17 protein-coding genes are annotated in these 23,070 nt (G+C 62.2%); 2 read left to right on the top strand and 15 right to left on the bottom strand.

Annotated features, from left to right (window positions below; all coding sequences use genetic code 11):
- Positions 1-11: 11 nt before the first annotated feature.
- The 4 genes from AYM40_RS28950 to AYM40_RS28935 form a co-directional block, all read right to left on the bottom strand.
- Positions 12-1,550, bottom strand: coding sequence for an efflux transporter outer membrane subunit (locus AYM40_RS28950; RefSeq protein ID WP_082855369.1), 1,539 nt, complete (start codon positions 1,548-1,550; stop codon positions 12-14).
- Complete coding sequence (locus tag AYM40_RS28945) at positions 1,529-2,650, bottom strand: HlyD family secretion protein (protein ID WP_063499520.1); 1,122 nt, start codon at positions 2,648-2,650, stop codon at positions 1,529-1,531. The genes AYM40_RS28950 and AYM40_RS28945 overlap by 22 nt, the downstream gene beginning before the upstream one ends.
- Before the next feature lie 64 nt (positions 2,651-2,714).
- Positions 2,715-4,325 (bottom strand): MFS transporter, encoded by a 1,611-nt coding sequence (locus AYM40_RS28940; RefSeq protein ID WP_236720977.1) that lies wholly within the window; start codon positions 4,323-4,325, stop codon positions 2,715-2,717.
- Positions 4,326-4,546: 221 nt separating this feature from the next.
- Positions 4,547-6,913 (bottom strand): DNA polymerase II, encoded by a 2,367-nt coding sequence (locus AYM40_RS28935; RefSeq protein WP_063499519.1) that lies wholly within the window; start codon positions 6,911-6,913, stop codon positions 4,547-4,549.
- Positions 6,914-7,084: 171 nt separating this feature from the next.
- On the opposite strand from AYM40_RS28935, the gene AYM40_RS28930 reads away from it, so the two are divergent.
- Complete coding sequence (locus AYM40_RS28930; protein WP_063499518.1) at positions 7,085-7,510, top strand: PRC-barrel domain-containing protein; 426 nt, start codon at positions 7,085-7,087, stop codon at positions 7,508-7,510.
- A 185-nt stretch (positions 7,511-7,695) separates the two neighbouring features.
- On the opposite strand, the gene AYM40_RS28925 is transcribed toward AYM40_RS28930, so the two are convergent.
- A complete protein-coding gene (locus tag AYM40_RS28925; RefSeq protein ID WP_063499517.1) occupies positions 7,696-8,706 on the bottom strand; it encodes a DUF2891 domain-containing protein in 1,011 nt (336 codons plus the stop codon).
- Positions 8,707-8,914: 208 nt separating this feature from the next.
- Positions 8,915-10,111, bottom strand: coding sequence for an amidohydrolase family protein (locus tag AYM40_RS28920; protein WP_063500778.1), 1,197 nt, complete (start codon positions 10,109-10,111; stop codon positions 8,915-8,917).
- A gap of 292 nt (positions 10,112-10,403) precedes the next feature.
- Between AYM40_RS28920 and AYM40_RS28915 the strand changes: the two genes are divergently transcribed.
- Entirely contained in the window at positions 10,404-11,285 is an 882-nt protein-coding gene (locus AYM40_RS28915; RefSeq protein WP_063499516.1) for a LysR family transcriptional regulator, read from the top strand.
- A gap of 142 nt (positions 11,286-11,427) precedes the next feature.
- Here AYM40_RS28915 and AYM40_RS28910 read toward each other — a convergent pair whose 3' ends face one another.
- From AYM40_RS28910 to AYM40_RS28870, 9 genes are all read right to left on the bottom strand, one after another.
- Positions 11,428-12,750, bottom strand: coding sequence for an NAD(P)/FAD-dependent oxidoreductase (locus AYM40_RS28910; protein WP_063499515.1), 1,323 nt, complete (start codon positions 12,748-12,750; stop codon positions 11,428-11,430).
- The gene (locus AYM40_RS28905) at positions 12,750-14,042 is read right to left on the bottom strand and encodes an NAD(P)/FAD-dependent oxidoreductase (protein ID WP_063499514.1); all 1,293 of its coding nucleotides are present in this window, start codon (positions 14,040-14,042) and stop codon (positions 12,750-12,752) included. Before AYM40_RS28905 ends, AYM40_RS28910 begins: the two co-directional genes overlap by 1 nt.
- Positions 14,043-14,115: 73 nt before the next feature.
- A complete protein-coding gene (locus AYM40_RS28900; RefSeq protein ID WP_063499513.1) occupies positions 14,116-15,726 on the bottom strand; it encodes a DUF3138 family protein in 1,611 nt (536 codons plus the stop codon).
- Between the two features lie 39 nt (positions 15,727-15,765).
- On the bottom strand, positions 15,766-16,677 hold the full coding sequence (locus AYM40_RS28895) for an ABC transporter permease subunit (RefSeq protein ID WP_063499512.1): 912 nt from the start codon (positions 16,675-16,677) through the stop codon (positions 15,766-15,768).
- Positions 16,674-17,648, bottom strand: coding sequence for an ABC transporter permease subunit (locus AYM40_RS28890; protein ID WP_063499511.1), 975 nt, complete (start codon positions 17,646-17,648; stop codon positions 16,674-16,676). The genes AYM40_RS28895 and AYM40_RS28890 overlap by 4 nt, the downstream gene beginning before the upstream one ends.
- Positions 17,645-18,808: an ABC transporter ATP-binding protein gene (locus tag AYM40_RS28885; protein WP_063499510.1), complete on the bottom strand. Its 1,164-nt coding sequence runs from the start codon at positions 18,806-18,808 to the stop codon at positions 17,645-17,647. Before AYM40_RS28885 ends, AYM40_RS28890 begins: the two co-directional genes overlap by 4 nt.
- A 209-nt stretch (positions 18,809-19,017) precedes the next feature.
- On the bottom strand, positions 19,018-20,139 hold the full coding sequence (locus AYM40_RS28880; protein ID WP_063499509.1) for a polyamine ABC transporter substrate-binding protein: 1,122 nt from the start codon (positions 20,137-20,139) through the stop codon (positions 19,018-19,020).
- Positions 20,140-20,212: 73 nt separating this feature from the next.
- The gene (locus tag AYM40_RS28875) at positions 20,213-21,655 is read right to left on the bottom strand and encodes an aspartate aminotransferase family protein (protein ID WP_063499508.1); all 1,443 of its coding nucleotides are present in this window, start codon (positions 21,653-21,655) and stop codon (positions 20,213-20,215) included.
- Positions 21,656-21,716: 61 nt separating this feature from the next.
- The gene (locus AYM40_RS28870) at positions 21,717-23,051 is read right to left on the bottom strand and encodes a glutamine synthetase family protein (protein ID WP_063499507.1); all 1,335 of its coding nucleotides are present in this window, start codon (positions 23,049-23,051) and stop codon (positions 21,717-21,719) included.
- Positions 23,052-23,070: the final 19 nt, after the last annotated feature.

Raw genomic sequence — 23,070 nt, 5'->3', positions numbered from 1 at the left:
TGCTGCCTGCATCACGGATGCTGCGCGGCGGCACCGGAGGTGTCGGCCGCCTCCTGCCAGCCGCCACCCAGCGCTTTGTAAAGCGCCACGAGCGCAAGCGCCGTATCACGATCGCTTTGCGCCAGTTTGTCGTCGGCGGCGTACAGCGAGCGTTCGGCGTCCAGCACCGACAGGAAGTCATTGAGCCCTTGCCGGTAGAGCCGCGTCGCGATAGACACCGCCTCCCGGTCGGCGGCGACCTCGGCAGCCAGCCGCTCATGCCGCACTTGTGACTGCGCGTACGACACGAGCGCAGTCTCGACATCGCGCAATGCCCCTAGAACAGTCCGCTGATACACCGCCGTGGCCTCAGCAGTCCGCGCTTCTTCGGCGCGCATTTCGAAGCGGACCTTACCCGCATCGAAGATGAGCCAGCTGATGTTCGGACCGATCGAGAAATAGCGGCTCGGCGTGGTGAGAAACGTCGACGCGTTCAGGCTCTCCAGGCCCGCCACGCCAGTCAGCGAGAAGTGCGGATAGAGATCGGCCTGAGCGACGCCGATACGGGCGTTCGCGGCGGCAATCCGGTGGTCGGCCGCACGGATATCCGGCCGGCGGCGCAGAAGGTCGGACGGAAGGCCGACAGGCACGTCCGCCACGGCCAACGGAATCGCCTGCGGCGTATCCAGTTGGGCCAGCAGCTGTTCCGGCGGATGCCCAATCAGCGCGCCAATGCGATAAATGGATGCGCGTTCGTCCGCCTCGAATGTCGGGATGGCGGCTTCAGTATCGGAGACTTGAGCCTGCGCGCGCAGGACATCGAGACGCGAGGCGAGGCCGGCGTCGAACTGCGAGCGGGTTAGCGACAGCGAGTCCTGCTGGATGGACAAATTGCTGCGCGCGACGGCGAGTTGCCGCTGCACGCCGCGTAACTCGATGTAGTTGCGCGCAACCTCCGCGAGCAGCGTCAGCTCGACATCGCCGAGGTCCGCGACGGCGGCCTGATACGACGCGTCAGCCGCCTCGACGCCGCGACGCTTGCCGCCGAACACGTCGATCTCCCACGAAGCATCGAACCCCGCCTGCCATAGATTGCCGTTCGCGCCCGGACCGAGGCCGCCGGGCGGTACGCCGACCGGCACGTTTGCGCTGCCATGCGTGCGATCGTATTTCGCGCCGACGTCGACGGTAGGATATTGGTCTGCTCCGGCGATGCCACGCAAGGCGCGCGCTTCGCGTATGCGCGCCTCGGCAACGGCGAGCTCGGGCGCGGATTGCAGCGCGTCTGCCATCAGCGAATCGAGCGTGGCGTCGCCAAAGCCTTTCCACCAGGCGTCGTCCGAGGGTTGCGGTGCTTTCGCCGCGCCGCTTGCCGCGCCGGTTTGTTCGGTAAAGCTCGCCGGCATCGCTGGCTTGGGCGGCACATAGTCGGGGCCCACGGTGCAAGCCGCGAGGAGTCCAGCCGATGCAGTCACGCTAGCGGCAAGGCTGACGACAGAAGTGAAACGGCGCCGCAGGCCATGCTGGAGGCTCGCCGGCTGCGCCGCCGCTAGTTCCCGAAGCCGAGCCATGCCGGGCGCTCCCTGACGAAGATTTCCGTTTCGACAGACATGCCCGGCGAGATCAATTTAAGCGCTTGCCCAGGGTTGTCGAGTTCGATTTTCACCGGCACGCGCTGCACCACCTTCACGAAATTGCCGGTTGCGTTTTCCGGCGGCAGAAGCGCGAAGTGCGAGCCGGTCCCGCGCTGGATGCTGTCGACGTGGCCGCGCAGCCGCAAGTCCGGAAACGCGTCGACGCGGATCGTGACGTGCTGGCCCGGCCTAACATGGGTCAATTGCGTTTCCTTGTAGTTCGCGATCACATAGAGTTTGTCCGGGACCACTGACAATAGCGTTTGTCCGGGCTGCACAAAGTTGCCCTGTTCGACGCTCTTGTTGGCGACGCTGCCGGACTCGGTCGCGTAGATCTTCGTGTACGAGAGGTTGAGCGTCGCCTGCGCGAGCAGGGCTTGCGCCTGAGCGACCGAAGCCTCCGCCGTTTTCACCTGGGCGCGGGCAAGCGTCGCCTGCGCCTGCAATGCGTCGACCTTGACCTGGGCCGAGGTCACGGAAGCCCGCGTGCCGTCGGCGGCCGCCTTGCCCTCATCGACGCGCTCCGATGACACGGCGCGCACATCGGAGACGGATTGCAGCCGCGCCAGATTGGCGACGGCCAGTTTCGCATTGGCGCGGGCAACGTCAAGTTCCGCCCTTTGCTGGCCGATATTGGCGTCGGCCACCGCGACCTGATTGCGCGCCTCCTCCAGCTTGCCAACGGTCGCTGCGACATTGGCGCGCGCCAGATCCACCTGAACGACATAGTCGCGCGGGTCGAGTTCGACGAGGAGATCGCCGGCTGTGACCTTGCTGTTGTCGTTGACATGAAGAGTTTGCACATAAGCCGGGACCTTCGGAATGACCGAGACCAGATGCGCGTCGACATAGGCGTCGTCGGTCTCTGTCTCGTACAGGCCTGGCACCAGAAAATACGCGGCGATCGCCAGCAGGACGATCAGCGCAAGCAGGCCGAGGATCAGCCAGCGTCGATTGTCGGGCAGCGGGGGCGGTGCAGGCGCAATGGCGGAGGGCGGCGTGGTGGCCGGTTTTTGAACCGGTGGCGTTTCGCTCATCGCTGCCTCCGGCCGAGCGAATGGATCGGGTTTGGAACAGACAGGGTTTGCATGGCCGCGCTCCTTATTTTTTGGCTACCGGGGTCGGCGGAATGATGGGGACGAGGCACAGTGCGATTACGCCGACCGCCGCCATGAAGGCGAAAGCGTCCGCGTAGGCGAGCGTGGCGGCCTGGTGCGCGCCTGCTTCGGCGAGCATCCTGACTGCTGCGCGCTGGCTCTCGATTGGAGAATAACCGCCGCGCGCGACCAGCGTCGTGCTCACCGACGCGAGCCAGTCTTGCGTGACCGGATTGTCGTGGCGCAGGTGTTCGAACAGGCGCGATGAATGAAGTGTCTCGCGATGCCCGATGAGAATGGTCAGCAGCGCGACTCCGAGCGACGCGCCGAACTGCCTGAAAGTCATGTAAAGGGAGACGCCGTCGAGCAGCTTGTTCTGCTCGATCCTCGCCACCGTGCCGCTGCCCACGGCGGGCAGCAAGGGCGACAGGCAGCAGGCGTAAAGAATCAGCGGAATGACGTAGTAGTAGCCGGGGGTGTCCGTCGTCAGCAGGCGATTGAACAGGACCATCGACGCAATCAGCATGACGAGCGCGATCACGATCGTTTTGCGTTGGCCGAGTCGCGCGATAAGACCGACCATGAGCGGCCGGATGGCCGCCGCGGTCAACGCATAGACGCATAGGATCTGTCCGGTCTGAGTCGCGCTATGGGTATGGGTTGAAAGATTGCGCAGAAACTCGGGCAGAACGAACAGGCTGCCTGACAGGATCATGCCGGTGAAGACACCGATCAGCGCTGACGATAGCACGTAGCGGTCGCGCAGCAGGCCGAGCCAGAGGAGCGGCGTTCGATTCGCGGGACTCGCCTGCCAGACCACGAAGAGCAGCAGGGCCGCGCCGCTCGTCCAGGCCAGCAGGCGAATGTGAAAGGACCCGAACCAGTCGTCGATTTCACCGCGATTGAGGATGATCTGCAGCGAAATCAGCGCCGTGGCGAGGAGGACAATGCCGAGCCAGTCGGTCCGGATCACGCGGTCGGAGGCGGGGGGCGGAAGGGTCGGAAAGTAGCGGGCCAGCAGCCATATCGCGGCGGCCGCGTACAACAGGTTCGGCAGAAAGATCAGCCGCCAGTTGAAATGGTCCGTGATATAGCCGCTGACCAGGAGGCCCGCGGCGCTTGACAGATAGAGCAGCGTGGAAGCCTTCATCAACGAAGGGCTGCGCTGCGGTTTGGGCATCAGCACGTAGATGCTCGCGCGCCACCATACAACCAGGCCGGCCCCGGCCAGCCCCTGGATGGCGCGCCAGATCAGCATCGAATTCAGATCGGGGGATATCGCACAGCCTATGGAGGCGATCGCGAACGCGACAATGGTCGAGATCAGGAAGCGCTTGTAGCCATAGTGCCCGGCCATCCAGACCGAAACCGGCACGCCGAGAAACAGCGCGCAGCTATAGACGGTCAGCAGCCAGCTCGCTTCGTCCGCCGATACGCCCAGCGTGCCGGTCAGATCGGCCAGCACCAGGTTCATGCTGTCGAATGTGTAGAACTCCATCCCGGTCGCGAGACCCAGGCCCATGAGCAGAAGGCGCGTATGCGCCGGCGGCATGGTGAGCGCCGCCATGGGCGGAGGCGAAGGCGGCACCGAGGTGGGCAGGGCCGTGTCACTCATTGAGGCGCGATCCCGCGACCACGCTGGCGATGGGCGAAAACGAGCCGTGCGGCATGGGAGACTCCTGGGTGAATGGGCGCTGCCGGTACCGCAAATGACGCGCATGAGTATGTGGATGGTGGCGCAAGACGACCTTAAAAGTCCTGAAGGGAGAATAAAAACGTCCAACGGTGCCGGTGCGGCGTTGCTGCCGCCGATGTTTCGACAGCGCGGCGCCCCCGTCAGAACAACTGTTTCTGCCCGGACATCAAGGTCGTAAAGTCGTCGCGCAAGAGCGGCAGGATCGCGTCGGCGACCGGTTGCAACTGCCGTGTCAGATAGTGTTCGTAGTCGATCGCCGAGCGCAAGGTTTCGAGCGGTTCGGGGCCGGCGGTCGTCATCACATAGCTGATCCAGCCGCCGTTCTGGTATTGCAGCGGACGCCCCTGTTGCCGGTTGAACTCGTCGGCCACACGTGCCGCGCGCACGTGCGGCGGCACGTTGCGCTCGTAGTCGCCGAGCGAGCGGCGCAGCCGCTTGCGGTACACGAGCTGATCGTCCAGTTTTCCTTCCAGGGTATCGCGCACATAGTCGCGCACATAGTCCTGATACGGCTGTTGCCTGAAGATTCGCCCATAGAGTTCCTGCTGGAACTGCTGGGCGAGCGGCGTCCAATCGGTCCGCACCGTTTCGAGCCCTTTGTAGACGATCTCCTCGCTGCCGTCCTGCAAAACAGTCAGCCCGGCATAGCGTTTCTTGCTGCCTTCCTCGGCGCCGCGAATCGTCGGCATGAAGAAGCGCTTGTAGTGCCGCTCGAATTGCAACTCGAGCGCGCTCTCGAGGCCGAAACGCGCTTGCAGATTTTGCCGCCACCACGCATTGATATGCTCGACGAGCGCGCGGCCGATACGGCTCGCTTCTTCTTCGCTATGGGCGTGCTTCAGCCACACGAAAGTCGAATCCGTGTCGCCGTATATGACCTCGTAGCCTTGCGCCTCGATCAGCTCACGCGTGGTATGCATGATTTCATGACCACGCATGGTGATCGACGACGCGAGACGCGGGTCGAAGAACCGGCAGCCGGTGGATCCGAGCACGCCGTAAAAGGCGTTCATGATGATCTTCAACGCTTGCGAAAGCGGTTTGTTGTGCTCACGTTTGGCGGCTTCGCGCCCTTGCCATACCTGGCCGACGATCGACGGCAAACAATGGCGGGTGCGCGAGAAGCGTGCGCCGAGAAAGCCCGGCACCGATCGATCGTCGCCGGGATTCAGCATGCCTTCCACGAGCCCCACCGGGTCGATCAGAAATGTACGGATGATCGACGGGTACAGGCTCTTGTAGTCGAGCACCAGCACGGAATCGTAAAGGCCGGGCCGTGAATCCATCACGAAACCACCGGGGCTCGCGGCACCGGCGACGTCGCCGAGATTCGGCGCGACGTAGCCTTGCCGATGCATCCGCGGCATGTACAGATGCGTGAACGCGGCGACCGATCCGCCGCTGCGGTCCGCGGGCAGGCCGGTGACCGTCGCGCGCTCCAACAGAAACGGCAGCAACTCGGTCTTCGCAAAGATACGCGTGACCAGCTCGCAGTCTTTCAGGTTGTACTGCGCAAGGGCGGGCTTGTCTTCGTCGAAGCGGCGCTGGATTTCATCCATGCGCTGATAGGGATTGTCGATCGCCTTGCCTTCGCCCAGCACGGAACGCGCTACATATTCGAGGCTGAACGAAGGGAAACTCCACGTTGCGGAGCGCAACGCTTCGATACCGTCGATGATCAATCTTCCTGCCGCACCCGCGAAGAAATGGTTCTGTTTATGGCCGTGCTCGCGCCATTCCATCACTGCGCCGCCGCGGCCGAGCCGCAGCGGCACGCGATATTGTTCGGCGTGCTGCTGCAGCACACGCAAATCGAACTGCACCAGGTTCCAGCCGATGATCGCGTCGGGGTCGTGCCGTTCCAGCCATGTGTTCAATTTTTCGAGCAACTGGGCGCGGGTTTCGCAGTATTCGAGGTCGAAGTCGACACCGCTGGCGTCGCCGTTCGGCGGTCCCAGCATATAGACCTGACGCTGTCCGCACCCTTCGAGCGCGATGGAATAGAGCTCGGCGTGCGCGCTGGTTTCGATATCGAGCGACACCAGCTTCAAGGGCGGCCGGTAGTTCGTAGCCGGCTTCAATTCGCTGTTCAGCAGCGGGCCGGCATGCTGTGTGTCGCCACCGAACCACACCGGCGCCGTGATGAAGCGTTCCATCATGTAGCGCTCGGGCGGGAAAATGTCGGCCTCGTAGACATCGACACCGCCTTGTTTCAGGCGTTTCTCGAAGCCCGTCAATTGCCGGTACTGCAGACAGTAAAGCCCCATCACCGGCCGATGCTGGAAATCGCGGAGTTCGAGCGGGCGCAGATCGAGCGGCGCCTCACGGCGCAGGATCGTTGCCGCGCGCTCCCGGTGCTCGGCCGGAATGAAGGCCACCGAAGGCTGAGGGCGCAGGCGGATGTGACGGGGCCCGCCGTCGGTTGCCAGCCAGAACTCCACTTCCGTGCCGGCGGGTGTATCCCGCCAATGTCGGGTCAGAATGAAACCCTGTTCAAGCTCAGTCAAACTTGCACCTCTAAACGGGCGTCAGCGCCTGGCTCGATTTTACCGGTATGCGGTTGTGGCCGTTGCCTGTCTGGATGCAGACGCGCCGCGCAGTCTGTATGATCGTTTTGCAGCGCTTCCTGCGGCGCGGGCCTTGCGCCGGTCAAGTCCACCAAGAACGGAGTGAACGATATGACGTTGAGCAAACTTGTTGTTGTGGTCGCCGTAGCTGCAGCCAGCTTTGGTGCGCAGGCGCAAGTTGCCGGTACGCAACCCTTGAGCGTCACGGTCGAGCAGTCGAATGCGCTGCTGAGCGGCTGGAGCGTGAAGAAGAGCATTCTCGGCAAGGCTGTGTACAACGACCAGAACGAAAAGATCGGTTCGATCCGCGATCTGGTGGTGGCTCCCGATGGCTCGCTGTCCGCCGCAATCGTCGCCGCCGGCGGATTTCTGGGCGTGGCGTCGCATGACGTAGCGGTACCTGTCGCTGCGCTGGATATTCGTTCTGGGAATTTCTATCTGGCTGGCGCGACCAAGGATGCCTTGAGGGCGACCCCCGAGTTTCAGTACAACAAGGTTCAGACGCCGCCGAAGCCTAAAAAGCTGACCGGCGAGTAAGGCACGGAGCCGGCGGATTCGCGGGCCCAGTCGCAACAGGCGGTTCCCGACTCGCGCGGTAAAACAAAACGGCAGAAAACGGCGCTCGCGGCGCGAATCGGTAGATTGCTAAAACCGTTTCACGCTTGCGGCGCCGTTTTTGCATTCGTATTTTGCCTTCAATGAGGGCCCTGTCCGGCCACCGTTCACGCTTCCAAAGCGAGCGTGGCGAACGTGCCCAGCCAGTGTTCGCCCATATAGTCGCCGGCCACGTGCGGCAGGGCGCTTTGCAGATGACGCTCGGCCGAATCGAACAATACGGTCCGGCGCACGTCGCCCGCGGGCAGCGCGCGCGCCAGCGACCGCTGGCACCATGCGCGGCTCAGATTCAGGCCATCCAGGTGGGCAATCTTGCCGTCGGTGCGGTCGGTCACGGTGACGGGTTCGAACAGCGTGGCGGGCTTCTTCGCGCCGAGATCCGGCAGAAAACGCCTGAACCATTCGACGAACTGTGCGGGCGGCAACACGCGCCGCATCAACTCCGCCTCCATTAGCGAAGGCGACAGGAACTCGTCGCCGGCGGGCTCCCATGCCTGACAGGCGACATCGTTCAGAAACCAGCGCTCCGCCGTATTCACCAGCAGCGCCTCAAGCGATTCACGCGACGTTTGCCGCGCGAAATCGAGCGTGAGCGCCAGCGCGAATGCCATGTTGAAGTGCGTCCCGACGCGCAACGGGTAGGTCGCTTTCGGCAGAAATTCCTCGAAGCGCCCGACAAAGGCCTCGGTAAGCGGCGCAAAAGTCCTGGACCAGCGCGCGGCTTCCGATAGCTTCAGCGAATGGAGTTGCGCGCTCAGCGCGAGCAGCCACGCCCACCCATACGGGCGCTCGAAGCCGCGGTTATGCGGCAGATCGAGATACGCCAGTTCGCCGGCCACATTCGCTTCGGTGAAATGCGCGTCGACCACCGCGACGATGCGCGCCGCTTCAGGCAGATCGGGAAAGCGGTCGAGCAGATGCAGGATCAGCCAGTAGCCATGCACGCACGAATGCCAGTCGTAGCTGCCGTAAAAAATCGGATGCAATGCGCGCGGGCCTTGCACGTCTTGCGGGCCGGCAAGCGAATGGGTCAGCTTGTTTGGATACTCGCGCGTGAGGTGAGCGAGTGCGAGATTGGCGAATCTGGACGCGAATTCGGGCGTGAGTTGAAGGGTCATCGGCGCCTCCTCAAAAGCGGCATACGAACAGGTACGACAGTATGGTATCGACGATCGGCAATAGTAAAGTGGTCGGCCACTGTGCCTTGAGCGCGCCGTTCTGGTCGTTCCGTTCCAGCAGCGCGGCCGTTAGCCGTGCTCGATCAGCACGTCGACCGGTTGCCTATCGTTCATATGCGGATTTTTCTAATGAGGTGCTCGCGCACGGTTATACAGCGTCGACCAGCTCGCCGTCGCGCGCGACGATGCGTCCGTTCGCCATGACCAGCTTGCGCTTCGGCCGGGCAGCCACGGCATGCGCGACGCATTCCGCATCCACTAGCACGAGGTCCGCGCGTGCGCCGACCCGCAGGCCATAGTCGGCGAAACCGCAACATCGAGCGGCAGCGTCGCTCACACAGTCGAATGCAATCGCGAGGTCGTCGTCGCGCCGCAAGTCGTAGCGCATGCCGATCAGCATCGCGCGCTCGAGCATGTCCGGGACGCCATACGGCGACCAGGTGTCGCGAATGCCGTCGTTGCCGCCGAAGATCGTGATGCCTTTGTCCCTGCAAAGCTTAAGCGGCGGAACAGGGCAAGACGGCGGCGCGCTGGTCAGCAGCGCCACGCGCAGATGTGCGATCCGCTCGAGCAGCGCGTCGCGCTCACGTTCTGGTAATGCGCCGAGGCAAAATGCGTGGCTAACGACGACCTGACCCTGCATGCCCATCGCCTCGACGCGATCGAGCAGCAGTTTCAGCGTGAATGCGCCAACTTCGCCGGGTTCGTGCAGATGAATATCGATCGGCTTGCGGTAGCGTTCCGCGAGTCCAAAGGTCGCGTTCAGCGACGCGACGGGGTCGCCGTCGATCAAGGCAGGATCGAGCGCGCCGAGTACGTCGGCGCCTGCGGCGAGCGCGCTGCCGAGCAGTTCGACCGTGCCGGGACGGATCAACATCCCCGATTGGGGAAACGCGACGATCTGCATGTCCAGCACATCGCGCATCGATTGGCGCGTGTTGAGCACACCTTCGATGTAGCGCAGCCGCGCGTCGGTATCGACGTCGACATGGGTGCGCAGGCGCGTCGTGCCTGCCTGCACGAATGCCCGCGCTAGCGCGAGCGAGTGGACGGCCGCATCGTGTCCCGACGTCTTGCGCCATTCGCGCTCGTTATTGATCCGGTCGATCAGTGCGGGTCCGACCTCGTTGCGATACCACGACCGGCCCCAGTGGCTTTTGTCGAGGTGCGTGTGCCCTTCGACGAAACCCGGCAGCAGCAACGCGCCGCCGCCGTCCTCGGCCAGCGCGCCGGGTTGCGCGTCGACCTGCGGCCCGAGCGCCGCGATGCGACCGTCGGCGATGGATACGGAAACCGTCTGGCCGTCAGCCAGCCGGACATTGGAGAGCAGAAGAGAGCGAGTCATGTTGGTCATGCCGATTCGACGGAAGTGGCAATACGGGCCCGCAGCGCGCGCAGCGCGGCGCTGACGACAATGCTTGATGTTATCCATCTCGCCCGGCATTCGAAAATTAAATGTTCAACTGCCAGTCAGTTAGAAACCGAATACTATTGGTCAGATGTATGCCGTTGTCAGGCGCAGCGTTGCCTGACTGCAGCGGAGCAGCGATGTGCCGTTCATGAGGCCCGCGCGCGATTGCCGGCCTGCCTGATGCGTGATAGAAATCGGCGTCCGCATTCAAGGATCAAATGGTTCGATGAAACACAACGCCAAAGCACGTACACCGTTGTTCGATCTGGATCTGCTGAAGGCCATTGTCATGGTGGCCGATTGCGGCACGTTTACTGCGGCTTCCGCACGGCTTCATTCCACCCAGTCCACCGTGAGCCAGAAAGTGCGGCGCCTGGAGGACATGGCAGGACACAAGCTTCTCGAGCGAGGCAGTCGCGACGTAACGCCGACCGATGCCGGCGAAACCTTGCTCGCCTATGCACGCCGGATGCTGGCCCTCAACGATGAAATGATCGAGGCGCTGTCGGGCGCGACGGTGGGGCTAACTGTCCGGCTGGGCGTGCCGGAAGATTTCGTCGGCGGCCCGACAACCCATATGCTCGCCGCGTTCAACCGCAAGCATCCGCAGGTCAAGCTGGAAGTGACCAGCGGATTGAGCCGCGACCTGAGCAACAGCTACGATCGCGGCGACCTCGATCTGATCCTCGTGAAGCAGCGGCGCAACAGCCGCGAGGCGGTCGCGTGCTGGCCGGAGCAATTGAGGTGGATCGACAGTGCGAAGAGCCCTTCGATCCAGCTTGATCCGATTCCCATCGTCGCGTTTCCGCCGCGCGGGCTGTACCGTGACGACATGACCAATGCGATCGAAGGGCTCGGACGCCGCTGGCGGATGAGCTTCATCAGTTCGAGTTTGAGCGGAATCCAGGCGGCCGTTGCCGATGGTCTCGGCATCAGTCTCCTGCCCGCGCGCGCGGTGACGGCGGACCACGTCGTGCTGACACCGAAAAGCGGGCTGCCTGCAATCGAAACCATGGATATCGCGCTGCTTCACCGCCCGACAGCCGATGCCGCCGTCAAGGAACTCGCGCGTGCGTTGGCGCGTATGTTCGGGCCGCAGCGCCGATGAGGCACGCGAACATTGGCGGCCGTGGTCGTGGTCGTAGTCGTAGTCGTAGTCGTGGTTCTGGGTGTGCAGCATGTGCGGGGGATGCACATGCACAATGGGCGGGCGCTAATAAAGGCACTCAACTCGTTGCCGGAAGAGCCGCCTAGAACAACTCGAGAATCCGGTGATACATCATCCCGAGTTCTAGCGCCGGCCCACGCAGTGCCGGACCGCCCGGAAAGCGCGCATGCCGCAACTGTGCGAACAGATCGAAGGCCGCCGTCTCGCCGGCCATGGCTTTCGCAATCACGCGTCCGGCGATGCCGGTCAACGCGACGCCGTGCCCGGAAAAGCCTTGCACGTAGAAATAGTTCGGATCGATCGAGCCGAAATCGGGTGCGCGATTGCGCGTCACGTCGACAAAACCGCCCCACGCATAGTCGATTCGCACATCGCCGAGTTGCGGGAACACGCCGATCATGCGCTTGCGAATCTCTTCGCCGAGTTGCACGGGCGACGCGCCGGTCGAACTCGCGCGCCCGCCGAACAGCACGCGATGATCAGCCGACAGACGGAAGTAATCGAGAAAGAAGTTGTTGTCGCAAATCGCCTCGCGCCCTTTGATCAGGGCGTCCGCACGCGCTTTGCCTAGCGGCTCCGTGGCGACGATATACGACGCAATCGGCGCGATGCGCGCGGCCACCGGCGCGGGCAATACATCGCCGATCGTCGCATTGCCGCACGCCGCGACGAAGCGGCAGCGCACCTCGCCGCTAGCGGTACGCACTACAGGCCGCGCACCGCGCACGACTTCGATTACCGGCGAATGCGCGAACAGTTGGGCGCCTTCACGGCGTGCCGCATCGGCGAGGCCGAGGCAGTATTTGAGCGGATGCAGATGGCCGGAAAACGGATCGTAGACGCCGGCCAGATAGCGTTGCGAAGCGACGCGTGAACGCACTTCATCGGTATCGAGCCACGAGAGTTTCGTATAGCCCCAGCGTTGCGAGGCCGACTCCATCCACGAACGCAAATCCGGTACGCGCTTCGGTTTGGTCGCCACCGTCAGATAGCCGGCGGTGAAATCGCAATCGATGCCGTAACGCTCGATGCGCTCGCGCACCAAAGCGACACCCTCCACCGACATCGCCCACGCAGCACGCGCGCCGTCGAGACCGAGCTGACGTTCGATGATCTCGTCTTTCGCGAAGCCGACCAGGGTCTGGCCGCCGTTGCGGCCCGATGCGCCCCAACCCGGACGGTGCGCGTCGAGTACGACCACCGATAACCCGCGCGCCCGGCATTCCAAGGCCACCGACAAACCGGAGAAGCCCGCGCCGATCACACAGACGTCGGCCTCCAGGGCGCCGTCGAGCGTCGGATCGTCGGCAAACAGACGCGTGGCGCTCGCTTCGTAGTAGGAGTTGGCGATCAGCGCATCGGCGCGGCGGTCGAGGGTGTTAAAGCCAGGCGTCGGAGCATTCATCAAAGCAGGTCCTTCATTCGGTACCAGGCCATCGCAAGCACGAGGGCAGGGGTGCGCAGTGTAGCGCCGCCGGGGAAGTCGCGGTGACGAATCTTGCCGAACAGATCGAAGCGCGACGCCTGGCCGTCGATCGCCTCGGCGATCAGCTTGCCCGCGAGGCCGGTGGTGTTCACGCCGTGGCCGGAGAAGCCCTGCGCGAAATACATAGTGGGCGACAGCCGGCCGAAATGCGGCGCGCGATTCATTGTAATGTCGACGAAACCGCCCCACGCATAGTCGATTTTGACATCGTCGAGTTGCGGGAAGGTCTTCAGCATATCGCGGCGCATCGCCTCGGCGAGGTTGCGCGGCTCGAAGGTCGAATAGCTGACTTTGCCGCCCCACAGCAGGCGGTTGTCCGGGGCTGGCCGGAAATAGTCCAGCACGAAGCGGCTGTCGCACACGGCCGCTTTTGCCGGCATCAGCGCTTCGGCGCGATCGGGGTCGAGCGGTTCGGTGGCGATCACGTAGGTGCCGACCGGCATGATCTTGCTGGCGAGATCCGGTGCGAGTTCGCCGAGATAGGTATTGCAGGCGAGCACGACGAATTGCGCGTTCACCTTGCCGCGCGCGGTTTCGGCCACATGCCGGCCGTTTTCCTGGCGCAACGCGGTGACGCAGCTGTCTTCGAAAATCTGTACGCCGGCGGCGCGTGCCGCGCGCGCCAGGCCGAGCGTGTAGTTCAGCGGATGCAGATGGCCGCTGTCCGCATCGAACAGGCCGCCGAGGTAGCGTTGCGATTGAACATAGTCGCAGACGCCATCGGCGTCGACATAACTGAAGCGGTCATAGCCGAAGCGCCGTTGCGCTTCGTCGCGCCATTTTTGCAGCGCATCCGTATCGCGCGGCTTGTTCGCCGCGGTTAGATAGCCGATGGTCAGGTCGCAGTCGATCTGATGCTTCGCGACGCGCTCCTTGACGATATCCAGGGTTTCAAGCCCCATGTTCCAAACTCGCTTCACGTCATCCGCGGGCATGAACTTCGCGAATGTGTCGATATCGCAGGCAAAGCCGCCGATCAACTGGCCACCGTTGCGGCCGCTCGCGGCCCAGCCGACTTTCGATGCTTCGAGCACCGCGACCGAATGACCGCGTTCGGCGAGATTCAACGCGGTCGAGATGCCGGTGAGGCCCGCGCCGATCACGCAAACGTCGACGTTGAGCGTTTCTTCGAGCGGGGGATGGCGGGTGGTGTCGTTAGCGGTTGCTGCGTAATACGAGGTGACGTGAGGCTGGTTTGAGAATCGGAGCATAGGCAGAGCATGCGGAAGAGACCTTGGCGCGTGGCCCGCGGTCAAGCCGGGCCACGCGATGAGGCGGGTCGTTTTAGAACGAGTAGATGAACTGCGTCGCGAGCAGGTCGTTGGACTTGCCGTACGAACCGTCGTTCTTCAGGAACACCTGTTTGTTCGCCCAGTCGTGACGGTATTCCACCTTGACCGTGATCTGCTGGGTCGGGTAGAACAACAGATCGAGCGCGGCGTCCTGATGGATTGCGCCCCTGCACTCGAAGCCGAGGCCGCCGTTCGTCTTCGAATTGGCGAGGCAGTCTGCGCCGATGCCGAAGCCGTCAGCCGTGTCCATGCCGTTCGCATTCAGCGCAACGCCGCCGCCTCCGCCGCCGTTCTTGCTGTCGACCAGCAGGTCATAGCGAGCGGTCACGCCCATGCGGCCCACCACCGGCATGCTGAACTTGCGGTGCGCGAGCAGCGACAGGCCGTACCATTGTGCCTGGCCGCCGTTGAATGCGGCGTTCTGCTGCTGGCCGTAGTCGACTTCGGCGTTGTACTGGACGTCGGCCTGCGTGTAGGCCAGATCCGCTTCACCGAAGAAGAACGTGCCGAAGGCGTTGGATGCCTGACCGCCCACGCCGTAGACGAACGAGCCCGGAATCGGGTTGCCGTTGGCGTCGGTTGCCTGTGCGCTAGCCAAAGTCTGACGGCCGATATTGAACGAGCCGCCAATATCCAGCGCGCTCGACCACGTGTAGTCGACGCGAGCCGTGAAGGTCGGGATCTTGTTGCTGCTGCTGATCGGGTCGCCCAGCGCATTGGTGCCCGTCTGCACCACCGAGCCATACGTGCGGTACTGTTCGTTGCCCAGCATGAACTTCCATGCCCAGTTGCTGCCGTCGCCCGTGTAGTTCACGCCGACGCCGACATAGCTGCCCGGATCGGAGAAGTCATACAGCAGGTTGTGCGTGAGCGTCAGCATCTGGTTTGACTGCTGCACTTCATAGCCGCCGAAGCTCGGCATCAAACCGGCCACGAAGGTCGTCGTTGCCGTCACCGGGACGGTCACGACAGCCGTATTCAGAATGTTGTTGCCGATATTGCCGTGCTCGTTGGCCAGCAACGTGATGCCGTTGCCGCGGTTCGGCATCAACGTGACCTCGGCGGAAGGCGCCATCGGGCCGACACCGAAGGTCTTCTTGATGTCGAGGTACAGATCGCCGAACGTACTGTTGAAGTAGTTGTAGCTGCTTTCGTGGTTCGCGAACAGGAACGACGAGCTGCTAGCCGCGCGGTTGTAGATATAGGTCGGATCGATATAGCCCGTCACCGACAGACCCGCGAGAGGGCCGGTATTCTGCGCGTCCACCAGCGAATCGACCTTCAGCTGCTGGTTGGCGAGCTGCTGCTTCATCGAATCGACCTGGTCGTTGGTCAGCGTCGCGCGTGCCTTGCCGTAGTCCGGCGAAGAGATGTCCACCGGCGCTTCCGCGACGGCCGGCGCCGGGGCCGGTGTGGCCGCAGCCGTAGCCGTAGCGGTAGCCGCTTTAGGCTTGGATGCTACCTCCGAGCGCAGCTGCTTCACCTCCTTCTGCAGTGCGTTGAGCTGGGCCTGGAGCGCCTTGATCTGGTCGCTGGTGGCGTCTGCCATGGCAAAGCCAGGCAGACTCCCCGCCACCAACAGACAGATAAGCTTCTTTCTCATGCAAAATTCTCCTTATTGGTCGTATTGCAAAAAGACTTCTTATGCGCTGGCCGTATCGAGCGACTTCCGTACGGCGGCTTGTTGTGGTGCTGACGGCAAGGGGTCGGCGGCTTCGGCGAGTGCGAAAGCCATCTGCATGTCGCGGTTGCGCTTGCGTTCACGCAGCTGCATCCAGCGGTTGACGGCGATTACGCCGATCGTCACCGTGGTGATGAAGATAGTTGCCAGCGCATTCATTTCCGGATTCAAACCGAGGCGCACGCGCGAGAATACGACGAGCGGCAGCGTGGTCGAGCCGGGACCCGACAGGAACGCGGACAGCACGAGGTCGTCGAAAGACAGCGTGAACGACAGCAGCCAGCCGGACATCAGCGCCTGCGAGATCAGCGGCAGCGTGATCAGGAAGAACACCTTGAGGGGCGTGGCGCCGAGATCGAGCGCGGCTTCTTCGAGCGACTTGTTGAGCTCCTTCACCCGCGATTGCACGATGATCGCCACGTAGGACACGCACAGCATCACGTGGCCGATCCAGATCGTGAAAAGACCGCGGCCCTTCGGCCAGCCGAGCATCTGTTCGAGCGCGACGAACAGCAGCAGCAGCGAGATGCCCTGAATCACTTCGGGAATCACGAGCGGCGCGTTGATCATGCCGGCGAACAGCGTAAAGCCTCGAAAGCGTCCGAAGCGGGCCAGCACGAAGCCTGCCCACGTACCGATCACGACAGAGGCGAACGCGGTCAGCAGGCCGATCTTCAGCGACAGCCACGCGGCATTGAGCAGTTCGTCATCCTGCAGCAGCGCGCCATACCATTTCAGCGAGAAGCCGGACCAGACCGTGACGAGCTTCGATTCGTTGAACGAATACACCACCAGGCTGATGATCGGGATATACAGAAACAGAAACCCGATGGTGAGTACAGTCGTGGACAGCGTTTTATTAGGCTTGATCATTTCGCGCCCTCCAGTTCCTTGACCTGGTAGTACTGGAACACGGCCATCGGCACGAGCAGCAGTAGAACCATGGCGACGGTGACGGCGGATGCCATCGGCCAGTCCATATCGTTGAAGAATTCATCCCACATCACACGGCCGATCATCAGCGTGTCGGCGCCGCCCAGCAGTTCAGGAATCACGTACTCGCCGACCGCCGGAATGAACACCAGCAGACTGCCGGCGATGATGCCGTTCTTCGACAGCGGCAAGGTGATGCGCGTGAAGGCGGTCCACGGTTTGCAGCCGAGGTCGTAGGCCGCTTCGAGCAGCGTCAGATCCATCTTCACCAGGTGCGCATACAGCGGCATCACCATGAACGGCAGGTACGAATAGACCATGCCGATATAGACGCCAATATCCGTGTGGTAGAGGCGCAACGGCGAATGAATCATGCCGATGGCCATCAGCGTGTGATTGAGCAGGCCGTCGTCCTTCAGGATGCCGATCCATGCATAAACGCGGATCAGGAACGACGTCCAGAACGGCAGCATCACGCCCATCATCAGCAGGTTGCGCCGGGTGGGTTCCGAGCGGGCGATGTAGTACGCAATCGGATAGCCGATCAGCAGGCAGAAGAAGGTCGAGATCCCGGCCATCTTCAACGAGCTGATATACGTCGCGACGTACAGATCGTCCTGAAGAAGGAACGCGTAGTGGCCGAGCTGCATCGCCAAATGCACCATGCCGTCCTTGACCGTCACGAGATCCGTGTACGGCGGAATGCCCAGGCGCAGATCGGCGAAGCTGATCTTCAGCACCAGCACGAACGGCAACGCGAAGAACACGAAGAGCCACAGGAACGGCACGCCGATCACGGTCGTGCGGCCCGACGGCAGCAGCATGGAAAGGCGTTGTTTCAGCGAGCCGAGCAGACGGCTGCCGGACGGCGCGCCGAGCGCCGCGGGGGAGGAGGTAGTGGGATTGCTCATTGCGTCAGCACCACGCCGCTAGCCGGCGACCAGTAGACGAACACGTCGTCGTTATAGGAAGGGGCACCTTCGCTCATCAGGTGCGAGCTGGAGAGATTCGACACGATCGTCTTGCCGCTCGGCAGGCGCACGTGATACAGCGAATAGCTGCCCATGTACGCGACGTCCGAGACCACGCCGCGCGCCCAGTTGTGCGGCGTAGAAGGCTTGTCGAGCGAGACCTTCACGCGTTCCGGACGCACCGAGATGCCTACCGGCATGCCGAGCGGGCCGGTAATGCCATGGCTCACATAGATGCGCGATTCGAGGTCTTCGCTTTCGACAAAGATGTGATCCGGTTCATCCGCGACCACCGTGCCTTCGAACAGGTTGGTCGAGCCGATGAACTCCGCCGAGAAGCGGCTATTCGGAAACTCGTAGACCTGGCTGGGCGAGCCGATCTGCACGATGCGGCCTTCGCTCATCACCGCGAGGCGCCCGGCCATCGTCATGGCTTCTTCCTGATCGTGCGTGACCATCACGCAGGTCACGTCGACCTTCTCGATGATGTTGACCAGTTCGAGCTGGGTTTTCTGGCGGATCTTTTTATCGAGCGCCGACATCGGTTCGTCGAGCAGCAGCAGCTTGGGGCGCTTGACGAGCGAGCGGGCCAGCGCCACACGCTGCTGCTGTCCACCGGACAACTGATGCGGCTTGCGCTGCGCGTATTTGCTCATCTGCACGAGATTGAGCGCGTCGCCGACGCGTTCCTTGATCTCGTTCTTCGGCACGCCTTCCTGCTTGAGGCCGAACGCGATATTCGCTTCGACGCTCATGTGCGGGAACAGCGCGTACGACTGGAACATCATGTTGACCGGCCGCTTGTACGGCGGCATCGCGGCGAGATCTTCGCCGTCGACAAAAATGCGCCCGGACGTCACCGTCTCGAGCCCTGCGAGCATGCGCAGAAGCGTGGACTTGCCGCAGCCGGAGCTGCCGAGCAGCGCGAACAGCTCATTCTTCGCAATGCTCAGGTTGACGTTGTCGACAGCGGTGCTGTCGCCGAATTTTTTCACGACGTTTTCGATGCGAACGAATTCGTCTGGTTTCGATTTTGTCGTCGATGCGGGGCGGGCCATCTGGGTGGCGCCGGCTGCGCTTTTTTGTGTCGTCGAGTTCATGATGTAACCATTCCTTGCGGATCACGGGCGCAAGTGTCTCCATACGAGGCGCGGAAAGCGGCTCACAAATGCGCTGCGATCGGAAAACATGGGACTGCGCGCAGGTGGGACGCTGGAAGCGCGCAGGCTGACTACCGTTACTGCCATTCATGCGCTCAGGGTTCGAGCGATCCCTGAGCGCGGGATCGATTCTTTTTAATTTGGCTTAATCAATGGCCGGTTTTAAGCTGCGCCCAAAGACGATTTTCAAGGCGCAGAACATCGGTCGGCATCGGCTTCATCAGTGTCATCTTGCTCAACACTTCGTCGCCCGGATAAACGGTCTTGTCCTGACCGACCGCCGGTGTGACGAACTGGCGCGCGGCCTTGTTCGCGGTCGGGTAGAACACTTCGTTGGTGATGGCAGCGTTGACCTTCGGATCTTCGATGTAGTTGATCCACTTCAGTGCGGCTTCAGGATGCGGGGCGTCTTTCGGGATCACCATCACGTCGAACCACAGCAGGCCGCCTTCCTTGACGTTCGAGAATTTCACTTCGTATGAACGCTTGGCTTCTGCAGCGCGGCGGCTGGCGATGCCGACGTCGCCCGACCATGCCACCGCGACGCAGACGTCGTTGTTGGCGAGGTCGTTGATGTAGCCCGACGAGTTGAACTGGGTGATATACGGGCGGACTTTCTTCAGCAGTTCGAACGCTGCCTGATAGTCAGCGGGGTTTGTGCTGTTCGGGTCCTTATGCATGTATTGCAGCGCGGCAGCGAAGACGTCGACGGGCTGATCGAGGAACGACACGCCGCAGCCCTTCAACTTCGACAGATTGGCCGGGTCGAACACCAGTGCCCAGCTATCCACCGGGGCATTGGCGCCGAGCGCCTTCTGCACGGCTTGCACGTTGTAGCCGACACCGTCAGTGCCGTAAGCCCAGGGCACACCGTACTGGTTGCCCGGATCGGCATCGGTAATCATCTTCATCAACACGGGGTCGAGGTTCGCGAGGTTCGGCAGCTTCGACTTGTCGAGCTTCTGATACACGCCGGCCTGAATCTGCTTGGCCATGTAGTTCGACGTCGGGACCACGATATCGTAACCGGAGCTGCCCGCGAGCAGTTTGGCCTGCAACGTATCGTCACTATCGTAGTTGTCGTATTTGACGTGAATGCCGTCCTGCTTCTCGAAGTTCGGAATCGTGTCCTTGGCGATGTAGTCCGACCAGTTGTAGACATTCAGTTCCGTGTCGGCCGCAAGGGCCGGCGTAACCGACAACGCCGCAAAACCCGTGAAGGCGAGAAGCGCGGCCCCCGCGACCGCATGACGAAGATGACAAACGCTCATGGTTTTTTCCCTTGATATGAAGAACCGGCATGAGCGTGATTTGTGGGTGTGCCCATGCCGGAACAAACTGCCGTTACGAAATTCCGAGTTGTTGTGCGGTCGCATCGACGGCTTTTTTGGCCTTCGAAACGATCTCGTCGATTTCCAGCTTATTGATCACGAGCGGCGGTGAGAGCAGCATCCGGTCGCCGGTGGCGCGCATGATCAGGTTGCCATTAAAGCAGAAGTCGCGGCAGATCGTACCGACGTCACCGCCATTGGCGAAACGCTTGCGCGCTTTCGGGTCTTCTGCGAGTTGCAGACCGGCCACCAGACCCGCGCCGGAGATTTCGCCGACGATCGGGTGATTGGCGAAGGTGTCGCGCAGCTTCTTCTGGAAGTACGGACCCGTGTCGGTTTTGACGCGCTCGATGATCTTCTCGTCGCGCAGCAGTTTCAGATTGGCCACCGCCACGGCTGCCGCCACCGGGTGACCGGAGTAGGTGAGGCCGTGATTGAAGTCGCCGTGCTCGATGATCGCTTTGGCCACGCGATCATGCAGACCGACTGCGCCCATCGGCACATAGCCGCTCGTCAGGCCCTTGGCCAGTGTGATCAGATCCGGCTCGAAACCGAAGTGCTGATGCGCGAACCATTCGCCGGTCCGGCCGAAGCCGCCGATTACTTCGTCGGCGACCAGCAGGATGTCGTACTTGCGGCAGATGCGCTGGATTTCCGGCCAATAAGTTGAAGCCGGGAAGATCACGCCGCCCGCGCCCTGGAAGGGCTCACCAATAAACGCGGCGACATTGTCCGCGCCGATTTCGAGGATCTTCGCTTCGAGTTGCTGCGCACGGGCCAGCGCGAATTCTTCCGGCGTCAGATTGCCTTCTGCTTCGCCGAAGAAATACGGCTGGTCGATATGCACGATGTTCTCGACCTTCGAGGGCATCTGTTCGTGCATGTAGCCCATGCCGCCCAGCGTGCCGCCGGCGATCGTCGAACCGTGATAGCCGTTCTTGCGCGAGATGACAAACTTCTTCGAATGCTTGCCTTGCGTCGCCCAGTATTGATGGACGATGCGCAGCACGGTGTCGTTGCCTTCCGAACCGCTGTTGCAATAGAAGAAGTGGTTGAACGGTTCCGGTGCCAGTTCCGCGAGCAAGGCCGACAGTTCGATCACCGGCGGATGCGTCGTCTTGAAGAAGGTGTTGTAGAAGGGCAGTTCCTGCATTTGCCGGTACGCGGCGTCGGCCAGTTCCTTGCGGCCATAACCGACGTTCACGCACCACAAGCCGGCCATGCCGTCGATGATCTTGTTGTCTTCCGAATCCCACAGGTACACGCCTTGCGCCTTGACGATCACGCGGCTGCCGGCGCGATTGAGCGAACCCATATCCGAAAAAGGATGGATGTGGTGTGCGGCGTCAAGTGCGCGGTATTCGGCGGTGCTGCGTTGTTGCGTGGCTTGTGCGCTTGCGGCGGCGCTGGGTTGCGCCGGTTGCACGTAAGCGACTTCTTCTGTTCTGTAGCTCATACTGCCTCCAATTTTTTCGCGTTTGCGGGCGACGTCGTGAATAGAGACCCTGGATCCGGTCTTAAACGTGCAGCAGCAAATGCCGGCGTTCCCACGAGCTGATCACGCGGAAAAACGCTTCGTATTCGGTTTCTTTCAGTGCGAGGTAAGCCTTGACGAATTTTTCGCCGAGAATCTCGGCCATCGGTTCGCACGCGCCCATCAGCGTCAGCCCCTCTTCCAGATTGCGCGGCAACTGGTAGGGCAGTTCGTAACCGTCGCTGAGCAGCGGCTCGGTCGGTTCGAGCTTTTGCGTCATGCCAAGATACCCGGCAGCCAGCGTCGCTGCGATCGCCAGATACGGATTGCAGTCCACACCCGGAATGCGGTTTTCGATGCGGCGCGCGGCCGGGCCCGAATGCGGAATCCGGAAGCCCACCGTGCGGTTGTCGTAACCCCATGCCACGTTGATCGGCGCGGCCATGAAGCGCGACAGGCGGCGATACGAGTTGATGTACGGCGCGAAGATCGGCATCAGCGCCGGTGTGTATTTCTGCAGGCCGGCGATATAGCCGGTGAACATCGACGTGGGCTTGCCGTCCGGACCGGTGAACAGGTTCTGGCCGGTTTCTTCGTCCACGAGGCTCTGGTGCATGTGCATCGCCGAGCCCGGTTCGCCTTCCATCGGCTTGGCCATGAAGGTCGCGTACATCTTGTGACGCAGCGCGGCTTCACGCACCGTGCGCTTGAACAGGAACACGCTGTCGGCGAGTTTCAGCGGATCGCCGTGCATGAAGTTGATTTCCATCTGCGCGGCGCCGACTTCGTGAATCAACGTGTCGACTTCCAGTTCCTGCACTTCGCAGTATTCATAGATGTCTTCGAACAGCGGATCGAATTCGTTGACCGCTTCGATCGAATACGCCTGGCGGCCGGTCTCCGGACGGCCCGTCCGGCCGATCGGCGGTTGCAGCGGCAGATCCGGATCCTTGTTCATGTCGACCAGGTAGAACTCCAGTTCGGGCGCGATAACCGGCTTCCAGCCTTTGGCCTTATAGAGTTCGAGCACGCGGCGCAGCACACGGCGCGGCGAGATGGCAACGGGCGTGCCGTCGAAGTGAACGCAATCGTGAATCACCTGGGCGGTCGGATCGACGGCCCACGGAATCATGCGGATGGTGCTGGCGTCGGGCACGCACACCATGTCCGGATCGGTGACGCCGGTGAGCGTGCCGTCTTCCGGATAGTCCCCTGTGACGGTCTGGATCATCACCGCCTGCGGCAAGCGCATGGACTCGCCCGATTCGAACTTGCTGCGCGGAATGATCTTGCCGCGTGCGATCCCGGCCATATCCGGAATGATCGCTTCGATTTCGGTGACGCGGTTCTTCTTCAGGAATTCGTCGATTTCATGCATGGTTATTCTCTCAGTTTTG

It is taken from the genome of Paraburkholderia phytofirmans OLGA172 (assembly GCF_001634365.1).
Taxonomy (GTDB): domain Bacteria; phylum Pseudomonadota; class Gammaproteobacteria; order Burkholderiales; family Burkholderiaceae; genus Paraburkholderia.
This window is presented reverse-complemented; position numbering and strand designations above follow the sequence as displayed.